Source organism: Halarsenatibacter silvermanii, from assembly GCF_900103135.1.
Lineage (GTDB): Bacteria > Bacillota > Halanaerobiia > Halanaerobiales > Halarsenatibacteraceae > Halarsenatibacter > Halarsenatibacter silvermanii.
Genome location: NZ_FNGO01000011.1, coordinates 55,250 through 71,225, shown reverse-complemented (window position 1 = coordinate 71,225; position 15,976 = coordinate 55,250). Strand labels below are relative to the sequence as shown.

At 41.1% G+C, this 15,976-nt stretch carries 13 protein-coding genes; 1 reads left to right on the top strand and 12 read right to left on the bottom strand.

Annotation, left to right across the window (positions count from 1 at the left end):
• Positions 1–7: 7 nt before the first annotated feature.
• From BLT15_RS07410 to gyrB, 9 genes are all read right to left on the bottom strand, one after another.
• Positions 8–1,192 (bottom strand): LL-diaminopimelate aminotransferase, encoded by a 1,185-nt coding sequence (locus BLT15_RS07410; RefSeq protein WP_234985542.1) that lies wholly within the window; start codon positions 1,190–1,192, stop codon positions 8–10.
• Positions 1,193–1,231: 39 nt separating this feature from the next.
• Complete coding sequence (gene dapF / locus BLT15_RS07405; RefSeq protein ID WP_159429859.1) at positions 1,232–2,149, bottom strand: diaminopimelate epimerase; 918 nt, start codon at positions 2,147–2,149, stop codon at positions 1,232–1,234.
• The gene (locus BLT15_RS07400; RefSeq protein ID WP_089760289.1) at positions 2,142–2,396 is read right to left on the bottom strand and encodes an RNA chaperone Hfq; all 255 of its coding nucleotides are present in this window, start codon (positions 2,394–2,396) and stop codon (positions 2,142–2,144) included. The genes dapF and BLT15_RS07400 overlap by 8 nt, the downstream gene beginning before the upstream one ends.
• Before the next feature lie 45 nt (positions 2,397–2,441).
• Entirely contained in the window at positions 2,442–3,431 is a 990-nt protein-coding gene (gene miaA, locus BLT15_RS07395) for a tRNA (adenosine(37)-N6)-dimethylallyltransferase MiaA (RefSeq protein WP_089760287.1), read from the bottom strand.
• 52 nt (positions 3,432–3,483) lie between these two features.
• Positions 3,484–5,316 carry a DNA mismatch repair endonuclease MutL gene (mutL, locus tag BLT15_RS07390; protein WP_159429858.1) on the bottom strand — a complete coding sequence of 611 codons (1,833 nt, stop codon included), beginning with the start codon at positions 5,314–5,316 and terminating at the stop codon, positions 3,484–3,486.
• A 131-nt stretch (positions 5,317–5,447) separates the two neighbouring features.
• Complete coding sequence (gene mutS / locus BLT15_RS07385) at positions 5,448–8,090, bottom strand: DNA mismatch repair protein MutS (protein ID WP_089760282.1); 2,643 nt, start codon at positions 8,088–8,090, stop codon at positions 5,448–5,450.
• A 20-nt stretch (positions 8,091–8,110) separates the two neighbouring features.
• Positions 8,111–9,442: a tRNA (N6-isopentenyl adenosine(37)-C2)-methylthiotransferase MiaB gene (miaB, locus tag BLT15_RS07380; protein WP_089760280.1), complete on the bottom strand. Its 1,332-nt coding sequence runs from the start codon at positions 9,440–9,442 to the stop codon at positions 8,111–8,113.
• Between the two features lie 253 nt (positions 9,443–9,695).
• Positions 9,696–9,866: a rubredoxin gene (gene rd / locus BLT15_RS07375; RefSeq protein WP_089760278.1), complete on the bottom strand. Its 171-nt coding sequence runs from the start codon at positions 9,864–9,866 to the stop codon at positions 9,696–9,698.
• Positions 9,867–9,946: 80 nt separating this feature from the next.
• Positions 9,947–11,860 carry a DNA topoisomerase (ATP-hydrolyzing) subunit B gene (gene gyrB / locus BLT15_RS07370; RefSeq protein WP_089760276.1) on the bottom strand — a complete coding sequence of 638 codons (1,914 nt, stop codon included), beginning with the start codon at positions 11,858–11,860 and terminating at the stop codon, positions 9,947–9,949.
• Between the two features lie 316 nt (positions 11,861–12,176).
• Between gyrB and BLT15_RS07365 the strand changes: the two genes are divergently transcribed.
• Positions 12,177–14,552, top strand: a complete 2,376-nt coding sequence (locus tag BLT15_RS07365; protein ID WP_159429857.1) for a DNA gyrase/topoisomerase IV subunit A — start codon at positions 12,177–12,179, stop codon at positions 14,550–14,552.
• Between the two features lie 80 nt (positions 14,553–14,632).
• Here BLT15_RS07365 and BLT15_RS07360 read toward each other — a convergent pair whose 3' ends face one another.
• The 3 genes from BLT15_RS07360 to BLT15_RS07350 all read right to left on the bottom strand — a co-directional run bounded on the left by BLT15_RS07360 (position 14,633) and on the right by BLT15_RS07350 (position 15,892).
• Positions 14,633–15,220 (bottom strand): nitroreductase family protein, encoded by a 588-nt coding sequence (locus BLT15_RS07360; RefSeq protein ID WP_089760271.1) that lies wholly within the window; start codon positions 15,218–15,220, stop codon positions 14,633–14,635.
• A 106-nt stretch (positions 15,221–15,326) separates the two neighbouring features.
• Positions 15,327–15,533 carry a cold-shock protein gene (locus BLT15_RS07355; RefSeq protein WP_089760269.1) on the bottom strand — a complete coding sequence of 69 codons (207 nt, stop codon included), beginning with the start codon at positions 15,531–15,533 and terminating at the stop codon, positions 15,327–15,329.
• A 110-nt stretch (positions 15,534–15,643) separates the two neighbouring features.
• Positions 15,644–15,892 (bottom strand): glutaredoxin family protein, encoded by a 249-nt coding sequence (locus BLT15_RS07350; protein ID WP_089760267.1) that lies wholly within the window; start codon positions 15,890–15,892, stop codon positions 15,644–15,646.
• Positions 15,893–15,976: the final 84 nt, after the last annotated feature.

Sequence of the window (15,976 nt, the reverse complement as noted above, 5' to 3'; positions counted from 1 at the left end):
TCTGCTTTCATCTCCTCAGCTTGAAAAATTCTTCCAGGCGATCGAGAGCTTCTTTAATCCTCTCCTCTGTCACTGTGAGAGCTAAACGCACAAATCTTTCTCCTGCATCTCCGTAACCTATCCCCGGAGTGAGAAAAACTCCCGTTTCCTTGAAGACATCTTCCGAAAATTCCTGGCTGTCCTCATAGCTTTCCGGAATTTCAATCCAGAGATAAAAACTGCCTTTGTTGGGTTTTACATCCCAGCCCAGATCATTTAAACCGGAAACCAGAAGATCTCTTCTCTTTTTATAGACTTCCTGCATTTTTTCGATGCATGATTTATCTCCTTTAAGAGCTGTGATACCAGCTCTCTGAATTGCTTCAAATACACCGGAATCAACATTGGTCTTGATGGTGCTGAGAGCATCTATCATCTCTTCATTGCCCAAAGCCCAGCCCAATCTCCAGCCTGTCATATTAAATGTCTTGGAGAGGGAGCCAAATTCAATCCCCACTTCTTTTGCTCCTTCTACCTCCAGAAAGCTTGGGGGTTCATGACCATCAAAACCTATCTCGCTATAGGCAGCGTCATGAACTACAAGGAATTCATATTTCCGGGCATAATCGACAATCTCCCTGAAAAATTCCCTGTTTGCTACCGCGCCGGTAGGATTATTGGGATAATTAATAAACAGCAGTTTAGCCTTCTTTAACTTTTCCTCTGGTACTTCGCTGAGATCAACGAGAAAATCATTTTCCGGAGTCATGGGCAAAGAAACAGTACTGCCTCCGGCCATAACGACTGCTGTTTCATATACCGGATAAGCTGGGTCGGGAACGAGAGCCAGATCGCCTTTATTTATATAACAGAAGGGAAAATGAGCCAGTCCCTCCTTTGAACCTATCAGCGATACTATCTCAGCTTCAGGATCTAAATTGACCGAAAATCTTTCGTCATACCAGTCGCAGACAGCCTCTCTAAATTCATAAAGGCCTTCATAACTGGGATAACTATGGGTGGAAGGATCTGAAACAGCTTCTTTCATAGCAGTAACTATGTGGTCGGGAGTGGGAAGGTCTGGATCACCTATCCCAAAACTTATCACATCAACCCCCTCTTCTCTGGCTCTGTCGATCATTTTATCGATTTCGGCAAAAAAGTAGGGGGGCAGATTTTTAACTCTGTCAGCTCTTTCGATATTGACTTCCATGATAATATCCCATCCTTTCTATTTTAATTATTTTATTATTTATCTAGAAATATCAACAGTACCTCGAAAAACTCTACGCGATGGTCCGGTCATCTTAATTCTTTTATCGCTCCAGTCTATATTCAAATCTCCTCCTGGAAGAGAAACATTCACTGCTTCTTCGGTTAAATTTTTCTTGACTGCGGCAGCGGCCACTGCACATGCTCCAGTTCCGCAGGCCAGGGTGATCCCGCAGCCTCTTTCCCAGACCCTGACTTCAATGCTGTCCCGCTCAATTATCCGGGCAAATTCAACATTGATATCTTCTGGAAATATGAAATGAGTCTCTATTTTAGGACCCCATTTCTTCAGGGGAAGACTTTCCAGGTTTTTTTCCACAAAAAAGACAGCATGAGGGTTGCCCATTGAAACAAAATTAACCCGGTAATCGCTGTCATCATCGGCGAAAAAGTTATATTTCACTTCAAATAGTTCCCGAGGCTTATGTTTTTTATCGCTCTCAAAGAAATAATTCCAGTCCACCGGAATTTTATCGGGATCGAATTCCGGGCTGCCCATATCGACCTTAACATCTGATCGGCCAGCTGCAAAATCATATGATTCCAGCTCTGGAGTAATCTCTCCAGCCCCGGTTTTAAGTTTCACACCCTTTTCTATTATTTTTTGATCTTTCAAATAATGAGCTATGCATCTCACTCCATTACCGCACATTTCAGCAGTGCTGCCATCGCTGTTATGTATTGTCAGATCAAATTCCGGATACTCATCGTCTTCACTCGAACCAGAAGGTGAAATCAGCAGAATACCGTCGGCACCAATTCCAAAATTTCTATCGCAAAGTTTTCGGACTTCCTCTGGACTGATATCATAGTCATCAGTAAAATCGGGATTAAATATTATAAAATCGTTACCCAAACCCTGGTACTTGTAAAATTCAAATTCAGTTTTATCAGTCATTAACTTCCTCCTTATTATTTTCCAAAAGCGAGTCATCGGCTGCAATAGTAGAGATCGCGTGCTTATAAACCAAAACCAGCTGTTTTTCTCCCTTATCTCCCTTTAAAACCATCGTAAATTGATCAAAACCTGCGACACAACCTGTAAAAAACCGTTGATGAGATAAAATTTTAAATCTGTCTAAATCTGTCTCGCTGGCGCTGGCCTCAGCCAGCATTTTATCCTGATATGCAGCTTTAGGTGACATTTAACAATCTCTTTGAATTCTCTATACACATTTCTATAAAAAATTTTATATTCCTGCATGTTTGAGTTTGAAATTGAATTCTACCGAATCAAAACTCTTTGAAATTAAATTGACTGCCTCCAGCAGGCAATCTTCATAACTCTGCCAGTCGTCCGGATTAAACCAGACTATATCCTTATCTCTTTTAAAAAATGAAATTTGTTTTTTGGCCAGCCTTCTGGTTCTTTTTTTGATTAATTCTTTGGCCTCATCCAGGTTTATCTCCCCCTCCAGAAAAGAAAATAATTCTTTATAACCCAGAGCCTGCCCCGCGGTCTTGCTAAAATTATATTTCTCCCTGAGCGTTTTTACCTCTTCCAGAAGCCCTTCGTCGAACATCTCTTCCACCCGGGAATCAATACGATCATAGAGCTTTTGGCGCTTTCTCCATATGCCCAGCTTTAAATCTCTATAGGGAGGTGGCATTTTGCTCTGAAGGTATCCATAATAGGTCCTGGTTTTACCCGTTAGATAAAATACTTCCAGGGCTCTGGTAACTCTCTTAACATCATTATGATGAATTTTCCGGGCATATGCAGGATCGATCCCTCTCAATCGGGCATGCAGCATCTTTCTTCCTTTCTCCCCCCGTCTATCAGCAAAATCTTTCAGCTTATTTCGTATTTTATCATCTGGCAGATCGGGAAGGGTATAATTTTCCAGCACTGACCTTATATATAAACCTGTACCTCCTACCATGACAGGAATATTATCTCTGCTGCTGATTTCTGCTATTTTTTTTCGCGCTTTCTCTTTGTATTCGGCTACTGAAAATTCTTCTTCCGGGCTTATTATATCCAGCAGATGGTGGGGTATTAATTTTTGCAGTTCTTTATCAATTTTATCAGTCCCAATATCCATATCTCTGTATACCTGCATGGAATCAGCTGAGATAATTTCTGCCTGAAAATATTTAGATAAATTCACAGAAAAAGAAGTCTTACCGCTGGCTGTTGGTCCCAAAATTACGAGCAGTTCTTCCCTGTTTTTGGACATTTTTATCTCTCCTGAGTAGATTCAGTCAAGAATTAACACTGAGCTGGTTGAGTTAAGGTCTCTCTACTTCGTCTTTCAGATGATCCAGGCTATAATTTATTATTATCGGCCTTTTATGGGGACAGAGATGAGGATTGGAAGTTTCAAATAATTTTCTGCAAATTCTTTTCATTTCTTCTATATTCAGAGAAACTCCTTCTTTTACAGCCTGTCTGCAGCAGGTATATTTGAGCAATTCCTTTTGAATATCGGACGGTGCCAGCTTTATATCAGCCTCTAAAAGCCTCCTGAGTGTCTCTTTGGGATCGCTATCCTGATTATTTTTTATGAACAGTGGAACTGCCGTTATTGCGTAACTATCAGGTCCGAAATTATCAATGGAAAAACCCAGATCATTTAAATAATCGCTTATTTCAAGTAGTCTCTCTTTTTCATCCGGGCTTAAGGTAAGGTTGATAGGTGTGATTAACATTTCGCTCTCTATTTTTCCGGAGTCAATTCTGGATTTCAATTTATCATAAATGATTCTCTCATGGGCGTTATGCTGATCTATTATCAAAAGGCCATCTCTGCTTTGATAGAGGATAAATAAATTATGCAGCTGACCTATAACGCCACGGCTGAGATTATCCGCTTTTGCAGGAGGTTCAGATTCAAAATTTGTCCTGTTATCAGGATTCAAACTGCCATCAGGAAGGGAAAGATCAGTTTTATTATCCCCTTTATAATCCTCCCCTTTATCGTTCATTTTGATATTTCCACTGGAAAAATCAAAACGGCCCCTGTGATATTCTTCAGCAGAACTTTCTCTTTTATATCCGGTCTTTTTAATGTTTTTTGGGTTAAAGTTTTCCCTTTTCTGATTAATGTCCGTTTTAGTTCCTTCGTAATTTTTTAAAGCCTCTTCAATTTCTCCGGCTATTATCTCTCTTATTTCCTGGCCCCGGCTAAATTTGATCTTTTTCTTGTTGGGATGAACATTAAAATCTGTGAGAATAGGATTTATGCTGATGTTGAGAAAAACAAGCGGATATTTACCTTTATTCAGGTATTCGCTGTACCCGGATTCTACCCCTTTCCTGAGATTTCCATTGATGGCAGGACGCCTGTTGATAAAAAAGAACTCATAACGCCGGGAGGATCTGGTAACTTTTGGTCCGGCAATAAAACCGCTCAGTTCTAATATTTTAGAGCTGGAATTAACCTTTATGAGTTCGCTGTAGATTTCTTCTCCGAAAAGATGAAAAATAACCGACTTTAAATTTCCATCCCCGGGGGTTTTCATTCTCTCGCTGCCATCATTTTCGTAAGAAAAATTTATTTCCGGATATGCCAGGGCTTCGGCGGTTATTCTGCGGGATACTTGTTTGGCCTCGGTGGCAGATTTTTTTAAATGTTTAAATCGGGCAGGAGTGTTAAAGAATAGATCCCTGACTTCTATTTCGGTTCCCACTGGTAAACCGGCAGTTTTTCTCTCTTTTTTCTCACCGCCTGCAAATTTTATGATCGTCCCTTTTTTTTCAGACTGATACCGGGATTTTATTTTAAGGCGAGAGACTGAAGCTATACTGGCCAGAGCCTCACCTCTAAAACCGAGAGTTTCCAGAGAATGAATATCGTCTATCTCTCTGATCTTGCTGGTAGTATATCGTTCAAAAGCCTCTTCTATTTTGTCAGAAGGAATACCGATCCCATTATCCCTGACCATAATCTTCTCTCTGCCGCCTTCTGTAATTTCTACACTTATTTTGTCAGCGCCAGCATCGATAGAATTCTCAATCAATTCTTTTACGACTGATGCCGGCCTTTTTACCACTTCACCGGCCGAAATCTGATTGCGCACTTGTCGGGGCAATTTTTTGATCTCATTTTTTTTCGAGCTCATAAAAATTCTCCTCTTGGGAATATCCAAAAATTTTTTATTCTGGAGAACCCGGCAGTAAAAAAGCTGCAAATTAAGGGCCTTCATGTTATCAGTTGATAGATATCGTATAAGATCACAACTTAATGAGGTTTTTAGCTGTTGCCGGCAGCCCTCTGCTTGAGCTTGTGAAGCAGCTCCAGGGCCTGAAGGGGGGTGGTATTATTGACGTTCACATTTTTTATCTCCTCAATTATTTGATCATGTTCATTTTGCGAGCCAGAATTGACGTCAAAAAACTGCAGCTGACCGGGAGCATAGCCTGAGTTAAGACTCTCTTCCGCATTATCTTTAAAAGTTGACATGGATTGAGATGAATATTTTTGCTGCTCTTCCAGTCTGGTCAGCATATTTTGAGCTTCCTGTATTATTTCTGAAGGCAGACCGGCAAGCTTGGCCACCTCTATTCCGTAGCTCTCTTCAGCCGAGCCCGGCTCTATCTGATATAAAAACTCTATGTCATTTTCCTTTTCTTCGACCAGAACATTTAAATTCTTGACACCTTCTTCATTTCTGGCAAGCTCGGTTAATTCATGATAATGAGTGGCAAAAAGCGTTCTGGCCCCTACTTTTTGAGGAGAATTCAAATATTTACTCACTGCCCAGGCTATACTCAATCCGTCGTAGGTGCTGGTGCCCCTGCCGACTTCATCCAGGATAATTAAACTATTCTCTGTAGCATTGTTAACTATGTTGCTGACCTCGTTCATCTCGACCATAAAAGTGCTCTGGCCGGTGGAGAGATCATCGCTGGCTCCAACCCGGGTGAAAATTCGATCGACAACACCGATTCTGGCCGAATCAGCCGGCACGAATGAACCGATTTGCGCCATAAGAACTATCAAGGCAACCTGTCGGAGATAGGTCGATTTACCCGACATATTAGGCCCGGTTATAATCAAAAACCTATTACTTTCCCTGTCCAGCCTGGTATGATTGGGCACAAAATCAACATCCACCATTTCCTCTACAACCGGATGTCTTCCCCTGGTTATCGTAATAAGATCATCCTGTTTTATTTCAGGCCGGCAGTAATCATTTTCCAGGGCAGTTCTGCTGAAGGAGAGAAGAACATCCAGCCTGGCCAGCTGTCTGGCAGTGTTTTTTAGACGCGATAAATTATCCCCGGCTTTTTCTCTCAGTTCACAGAATAGATCATATTCGAGATCATTTATCTTCTCTTCAGCCCCTAAAACCGCAGCTTCCTTTTCTTTTAATTCGGGAATTATATATCTTTCGCTGTTGCTCAAGGTCTGTTTTCTGGTATAATTATCCGGAACTTTATCAAGATTGGCATTGGTCACCTCTATATAATATCCAAAAACTTTATTAAAACCTACTTTTAGGGAGTCTATTCCGGTTCTTTCTCTTTCCTTGGGCTGAAGGTTGGCTATCCAGTCTTTGGCTTCTTTCTGGCTGCTCCTCAGCTCATCGAGTCTGTCATTAAAACCCTCTCTTATAAGCCCCCCTTCTTTGGGAGAATGCGGCGGCTCCTCGACGAGAGCTTTTTTCAATAAGGCTCTTAAATTATCCATAGTATCAATATTATCTTTTATCTCTTCAATATAGGGGCTATTAAAATTGTTTAAAAGATCGATTATATCGGGTATAATTTCCAGCGAAGATCTGAGAGCACCCATATCCCGGGGGTTTATCGTATCATAACTTATCTTGCTCTGGAGTCTTTCCAGATCGTAAACGCTGGCCAGCAAATTTTGCAGCTTTTCGCTTTTAACAAAATCGCCCAGCAGATTTTCAACTGCCTCATGACGGGCTTTAATCTCATCACTATCAAGAAGAGGACGATTAATCCACTTTCTTAAAAGCCTTGAACCCATGGAGTTTACAGTTTTATCGAGCACCGACATCAAAGAACCGGACTGTTTTTTCTTTCTAATGGTTTCTGTTAATTCCAGATTCCTTCTGGTGGCAGCGTCCAAAACCATATAATCGTAAACATTATAAGGATTTAGCGACTTTATATGATCGAGAGTTTGTTTTTGAGTCTCCCGGGAGTAACTTATTATTTCAGCGGCAGCGGCCAGGCCGGCCTTCATCTCTTCACAGCCAAAGGCCTGGAGCGAATTGATCTGGAAAAAATCCTCGACAAGGTCTTCAGCCTCTTTAACTTTAAACCCTTCCGCTTCCGAAACCTGAAAATCGCGATTTTTTATAATATCCTGCCAATCATCCATGTCTTTCAATCGCTCTTCAATAATTATTTCACTCGGTTCCAGCCTGTCTATCTCATCGGAGATGGTTTCGAATTCGGAAACCTCTGTCACCGAGAATTCTCCAGTGGATATATCCAGAAAAGAGAAACCATAATTATCTCCCTGGATAAAAATTGAAGCAAGATAATTGTTTTTGTTTTCGGGGAGCATCTCATCCTCAATAATTGTACCGGGGGTTATCACCCTCACAACATCTCTATCCACCAGGCCCGAGGCTTCGGAAGCATCTTCCATCTGCTCGCATACCGCTACTTTATGGCCTTTTTCTATCAAGGTTGCTATATATGAAGAAGCCGACTTGGCCGGAACGCCGGCCATCGGAATATCTCCATCAGACCCTTTATTGCGGGAAGTCAGCGCGATATCCAGAAGTCTGGCTGCTATTTTGGCATCTTTCTCAAAAACTTCATAAAAATCTCCCAGCCTGAAAAACAAAATACAGTCGTCGTATTCTTTTTTCAACGACTTATACTGCTTCATCATCGGGGTCAGTTCATCAGACATATCATCACCTCAAAATTCCTTTAAATGAGAGGTTCGCCATAAAGTGTCCAGCTGCCGGCTTCATTTATTTTAACCGGTATCAATTTTCCTCTCAAGCCTTCATCTTTAGGAATGATCACGAGTTTGTTGGTTTCTGTTCTCCCGGCAAAAGTTTCGGGATTTTTTCTGCTCTCACCCTCGACCAGTATTTCTACAGTTTCATCGACCAGCTCTTGATTTTTTTCCTGGCTGATCCGATTCTGGACTTCCATAAGTTCCTGCAGCCTTTCCTGGCGGACCTCAGGATCAACATCATCTTCCATCTTCTGGGCTCGGGTATCAGGTCTTTCAGAGTAAGCAAACGTAAAGGCCATATCAAATCTGCATTCTTCAACCAGATCTATAGTCTTTTGAAAATCGCTCTCTTTCTCTCCTGGAAACCCGACAATAATGTCGGTAGTAATAGCTGCTGCTGGATCATGACTCCTGATCTTTTCCACCAGATTTAAATAATTCGCACGGGTATACCCTCGATTCATCATTTTGAGCACAGAATCGCTGCCGGACTGTACAGGAAGGTGGTAATGTGAGCTTATTTTATCGGTGCCGGCCGTTACTTCTATCATTTGCTCATCAAAGTCGCGGGGGTGAGAAGTCATATATCTTATCCGCTGCAGACCTTTAATATCAGCAGCTTTTTTCAACAGATCAGCAAAATTCTTATCTTTCTCGAGATCTTTGCCGTAAGCATTCACATTCTGCCCCAGCAGAGTAACCTCTTTTACGCCATTATAAACGACTCCTTTTATCTCTTCTAATATCTGGGCTTCCGGCCGACTTCTTTCCGGCCCTCTAACATGCGGGACAACGCAGTAACTGCAGTAATTTTCACAGCCCCTTATTACCGTTATCCAGGCCTTAATATCGCTTTCCCGCTTGACGGGAGTTTCCGAGTCCTTATTAGCTTCCAGGGGGGCATCAGAAATTTCTATTATCTTATCATTTCCTTCTTTCACATTCTCTATTAGGGAGGGCAGTCGGGGCAGATTATGAGTGCCAAAAATTATATCAACTTCGGGGTGTTTGTTGTACAACTTTTTGGCCGTGGTGTCCTTCTGCATCATGCAGCCGCCAACAGCCAGAACCAGATCAGGATTTTCTTCTTTAAATTTTTTCAGCGCTCCAACCTTTCCATAAACTGTCAATTCGGCATTTTCCCGTATTAGACAGGTGTTTATTACTATAATATCAGCCTCTTCAGCTTTTTTTACCTCATTGTAACCCATACTTTCCAGCATACCTCTGATTTTTTCAGAATCATGTTCGTTCATCTGACAGCCGTAAGTTATTACATGATAATTTCGTGCCTTCATGGTTTAGTAGAAACACCTCGCTAACTCAACCTGACATATGCATATATCGTTCACCTATTTATTGTATTATATAAGGGGGATAAATTCAATTTAACACTTAACTCGACTCATATTAAGCCAGGCTAAGCTACTATATGATAAAGCCAGGACCGATCTGGCCCTGGCTTTTGCAATCTCAAAATATAAATTTAATATTTTCAAACACAGACTTAACTTTTTAAAAGACTCAAAGGATCAAAGCTGCTGCTCAAGATTAATACTTTTCGAACAGATCTTTTCCTACACCGCACTCAGGGCAGACCCATTGTTCTGGTATATCTTCAAAAGATGTTCCTGGTTCGATCTCGACTCCCCCTGTTCCGTCGGGGTCACCTTCTTCCGGATCATAGATATACATGCATACAGTACATTGATATTTTTCCAATGAAGAACCTCCTTTCCTGTGATGATTAAAAATTTTAATCCCTGCGACAATTATACCATAATATTTATTTACTTCAAAATCTATATGTCCAGCTCATCAACTCTGCTGGCATTGTTCAAAATAAACTCTTTTCTCAAAGAGGTATCACTGCCCATAAGTCGTGTGAATAATTCGTCAGCTTCCAGAGCATCTTCAATTTCAACTTTCATAAGCCGACGGCTTTCCGGGTCCATCGTGGTTTCCCAGAGCTGTGATGGATTCATCTCACCAAGCCCCTTATATCTCTGTAAAGAAAAATTGCTGCTGCTTTTTTTCTCCCTGAAATCATTCAATTCCCGATCGTTGTAAAGATATTCTGTGCTCCCGGATTCATTGATCTGGTAAAGAGGCGGCCGGGCCAGAAATACATGGCCTCTTTCTATTATTTCCCGCATATATCTGTAAAATAGAGTCAGGATTAAAGTTTCTATATGCGCACCGTCAACATCTGCATCGGTCATTATAATAACTTTTTTATACCTCAAATCAGATATATCAAATTCATCTCCGATATTTGTCCCCAGAGTCTTTATGATCGCCAGCACTTCATCGTTGTTGAGAATTTTTTCCATTCGGGCTCTTTCGACATTTAAAATCTTACCCTTCAGCGGCAAAATAGCCTGAAACTCTCTATCGCGTCCCTGTTTGGCAGATCCCCCGGCAGAATCTCCTTCAACAAGGAAAAGTTCGCTCTTTTGAGGATCTCTGCTCGAACAATCTGCCAGCTTGACCGGAAGATTATTTTTATTCAGAGCATCTTTCTTTTTATTCAGCTTTCTGGCTTTTTTGGATGCCTGCCTGGCCTTTACAGCCGCCAAAGCCTTTTCGACAACTTTTTTGCCTATCTCCGGATTGTAATCCAAAAATTCCTTCAGAAAATCATAGGCAGCCGACTCTATCTCACTTCTGATGCCGCTGTTGCCGAGTTTATTCTTTGTCTGGCCTTCAAACTGAGGTTCGGCAAGCCTGACACTCAAAACCGCCGTCAGCCCCTCCCTTATATCCCCTCCTTTTAACGAGGGATCGCTCTTATTTAAGAGGTCATTTTTGGAGGCGAATTTGTTAACCGCTCTGGTAAGGGCGGTTTTAAATCCTGTTACATGGTAACCTCCTTCATCTGTCTTGATATTGTTGGCATAACTATAAATTCTGGTCGTATAAGAACCATTGTACTGAAGGGCCAGCTCCATATAACAATCATCCAGTTCCTGTTCATGATAAATTATATTCTCGTGAATGGGTTCGTGGTGTCTGTTCAAAAAACTGACAAACTGCTTCAATCCCCCGGAAAAGGAAAAAGAATCCTGTTTATTCTCACCTTCCCGCTGATCCCGGAGCACTAGTTTTAGACCGCTGTTCAAATATGCTGACTCTTTGAGACGGCTGGCCAGAGTTTCATAGCGAAATTCAACATCAGTAAAAATTTCCGGATCGGGCATGAATGTAATACGGGTTCCAGAATTGCTGCATGTGTCTTTCTCCAGCAGCCGGGTAACTGCTTCTCCTCTTTCATAACGCTGGAAATAAAGGTTTCCTTCCCAGCAGGTTTCGATTTCCAGCCACCTGGATAAAGCATTTACTACAGAAACGCCAACTCCGTGAAGACCTCCCGAAAAAGAATAACTTTCATTGTCGAATTTTCCACCCGCATGTAAGTTGGTCATTATCACTTCCAGAGCCGGCTTATTTGTATCCTTATAATCATCGGCCGGAATTCCCCGACCGCTGTCTTCTACGCTGACGCTGCCATCTTGATTTATGGTGACCCTGACTTTTTCCCCATGCCCGGATAGATATTCATCGATGCTGTTGTCCACAACTTCCCAGACAAGATGATGCAGCCCTTTTTTTCCAGTGCTGCCTATGTACATACCCGGACGCTTTCTTACAGCAGATAAACCTTCCAGAACTTCTATGTTTTCGGCGCTGTAGGTTTTTTTGGTTTCACTGCTCATAAAAAACTTCACCCAACTTTCATTTCTGTGATTTTTTGTCGCTACAATGCTTTATCTTTTAATCTCTGTCAAGCATTATATCAAATATCCCGGCATTTAGCCAATCTTGCACTTCGGTTATCAGCTATTGTATAATGTATTAAGTCAGCTGCAAATTTAAATTAGGATCTTCTTGTCTTCAGCTGGTGAATAGGTGTGTCAAAAAACTCATTTAATTGTGATCTTATACGATATCTATCAACTGATAACAAGAAGATCCTTAAATTATAAATGGTTCTCAAAATATTAAAAAATAGAATTGAGGAGAATGCAAAATATGAGTGAAAAAATTACTCCTATATCGATCGAAGAGAAGATGAAAGACGCATATCTCAATTATTCTCTCAGTGTAATTGTCAGCAGAGCTTTGCCCGATGTGAGAGACGGATTAAAGCCAGTGCACCGTCGAATCCTTTATGGATGTCACGAACTGGGATTATCAGCTGATGGTACTCATAAAAAGTCAGCAAGAATTGTAGGAGAAGTGCTGGGTAAATTTCATCCCCATGGTGATAATGCTCTTTACAATACGCTGGTGAGAATGGCTCAACCTTTTGCCATGAGATATCCTCTTATCGATGGACACGGAAATTTTGGTTCTATCGACGGTGATAACGCGGCGGCCATGAGATATACCGAAGCCAAATTAACCACTCTGGCCGAAGAAATGCTGGCTGATCTAAGCTATAATACCGTGCCTTTCTCGGAAAATTTTGATGGCACTATCGAAGAACCCGACATCCTCCCGGCAGCTTTTCCAAATCTGCTGGTTAACGGAGCCAGCGGTATAGCTGTGGGTATGAGTACGGATATTCCTCCCCATAACCTTGAGGAGGTAATCGAAGGTAGTATAGCTCTTCTCAAAAATGAAAATTTAAGTGCTGAAAAACTGGAGGAAATTATTCCCGGACCTGATTTCCCGACCGGAGGGAAGATCATCGGCTCGGAAAAGATCAAAAAAGCATACAGAACAGGACAGGGACGGGTGGTAAATAGAGGGAGGATCCATCTGGAGAGTGAAGATAACAAACGCAGGATCGTTATCACAGAAATACCCTATCAGGTCAATAAAACAAGGCTTATAGAGGGAATAAATAAAGAGATAGACAGAGAAAGGCTGCAGAAAGTGACTTCCGTGAGAGATGAATCTGATAAGCAGGGACTTAGGGTCGTGCTGGAGTTGAAATATGACGCTGATCCAGAAATCGTGGAGAATAGGCTTTATAAATATACCGATCTCCAGAAAAAACAGCGTATCAATATGCTTGCTTTAAACAATGATCAACCGGAAGTAATGAGCTTAAAAGAAATTATTCAGCACTTTAATGCATTCCGAAAAAATGTCGTCAAAAAAAGAGCGGAATTTAAACTGGAAGAAAAGCTAGCTGATCTCGAGATAAAAAGAGGGCTCAAAATCGCGATAGACAATCTTGATTATATTTTACAGCTGATCCGTAATTCTGGATCGAGAAAAGAAGCTAAAAGCTCTCTTATCGAAAATCTGGAGATCAACGAAACTCAGGCCGATGCAATATTAAATATGCGGTTACATCGTCTGGCCAGAATGGAAAGAAAGAAGATCAAGAACCAGCTCGCAAATTTGAAGAATGAGATCAGAGATCTAAAAGAATTGATCTCCAGCGAAAAGAGGTTAAGAGACCAGATTATATCTGAGCTAAATGAGATCAAGGATAAATACGGGGACAAAAGAAAAACTGAAATCATCTCAGACAGCAGCCAGGCCAGGATTGACCATCGGGATTTGATAAAAAACAGAGAGGTTTTCGTCAGTTTTTCGCTCAGGAAAAAATTGAAAAAGGCCGACAGCAGAAATAAAATTAGAGCGGCCAAAGAAGATGAGATTTTAAACATATTAAAATTAAATTCTCTCGATGAAATTTTGTTTTTCACGCAAATCGGCAGCTGTTATAGTCTTCCAGCTCACAAGATCAATGATCATCACGGACTGTCGACCGGTGATCCCCTGCCGGAATACTTAAAAATCCCCCCCGAGGAATTCATTGTAAACGTTCTTCCCCTGAACGATCAGGTTAAGAACTCTCATATTGTAATTATAACTGAAAAAGGCAGGGTAAAAATAAGCAGCGGAGAAGAATATAAAAGCTCTGTGAGCAAAATAAAAGCAGTTAATCTTTCCGAACAGGACAGAGTGATAAAAGCAGGTGCTCTTACTAACGATGATGATATATTGCTCGTCTCCGAAAAAGGCAGAACTATTAAATTTTCTTCCCGAGAAGTCTCTCCTACTTCCCGAAATACCAAGGGAATGATTGGTATCAGGCTTGCAGAGGGCGATAGGGTAAAAGTCGGTCTAATCGCTGGATCAGAATCCGATCTGATAGCTTTAACTGCTGAAGGCAGGATGGGAAGAGTAAAAATTTCCGGCATAGAAAAGCAAAAACGTTACGGTAAAGGAAGTTACCTGCTTTCCAATAAAAATTATGAGATTGAAGACGGTGTCCTATGCAGCGAAGATGATGAAATTATCATTAAAGATGACAGAAAAAATCATTACTTTCTGGCCTCCGATGATCTTCCCAGGTTCGCCGAAATTCCCATCAATCGGACTCACAAACCTATCGAAGATTATGAAGGAGCTCCCAGGGAATTATTTAAAAAGAAAAAGATCTAAAATCAACAAAGCCTGAGCAGAAGTTAATAGAACTTCCGCTCAGGCTTTTATAAAACTTAAAATATGCAGGATATTCAAACCTAATTTATTATAATTTCTTCCAGACTGCGTTTGGGAACATGATGAACATCGTCTTCATCTCGCCAGTAATTAAAGTCGCTTCCTTCCATCTTTTCCAGTTCTATTTCTTCGTCCGGGGTTCCCAGTGCCAGCACATAAAGAATTTCAAAACGATCATCAAGATTTAACTTTTCCCGCAGCTCTTCTTTATCTATAGCGGCAAATATGCAGCCCGCTCTTCCGGCAGTTCTGGCTCCCAGCAGAATTGTTTGAGCTGCTATACCCGGGTCACAGTAAAAATTTTCGGCAATATCTTTATCTCCCAGCATAACTATGTAACCTGAAGGCTTTTCTCCTTCTTCAGGCCCATCCCATTCTTTTAAAGCTCCAGCCCAGCTCAAAGTAGAGAAGATCTTCTCATTCATCTCTTCCTCACGGGCAAGATAGTACTTCAGGGGCTGTCTGTTGGCACCAGAAGATGTCTTGCGCGCCAGATTAACCAGTTTACTCAATTCCTCTCTGGAAAATCCATCTTCCTGTTTAAACCTTCTGCAGCACCTGTTATTTTCCACCAGTTCTTCGAAAGCAGAAAAATCAAAAGTTGACAAAGTATCACCTCCGAAGTTCAAAACCTCATTTACTTTGCGGCCATGAAATAATCAAACAGCAAAAACCCCGGCGACTAAGCCGGGGCTTTCAGTCGTTACGGTTTATTTAAACCTTAACGACGTTCTCAGCTTGAGGACCTCGATCAGTTTCAACGATCTCAAACTCTACTTCCTGACCGTCCTCAAGATTTTTGAAGCCTTCTTCCTGAATTGCTGAAAAGTGAACAAAAACATCTTCCTCTTCTCCCTCTCGTTCGATGAAACCAAAACCCTTTTTCGTGTCAAACCATTTGACCTTACCAGTATAAATCATTAAACACATTCCTCCTAAATCTTATTATTTTGCTATAATACACAATAACACAAAGCGGATAATTAATCAAGTACAAAAGGCAATTTAAAGAAAAGATGAAAAATGTATTTTTATTCGACTTTATTTTCTTTCAACCATTCAATAATGTCATTCGATTCATACATCGGCTCTCCATCTATAAAAAGACAGGGAACCTGATCCTCACCTCCTGTCTTTTTTAATTTTTCATGGGCCTCAGAATCTTTATTTATGTTCTTGAGCTCTACTTCTTCTTCGATATTTTTCTCCTTTAAAAATCTGGTCACCTTCTTGCAGAAAGGACAGTAAGGCATATAAAATAATTCCAGGTTTTCGGACATGTTTTTCACCTCCAGCATTCATAATTTGATACACACCCGGAAAGAAGAACAAGACTAATAAAATAAGCATCTTTACAGACATAA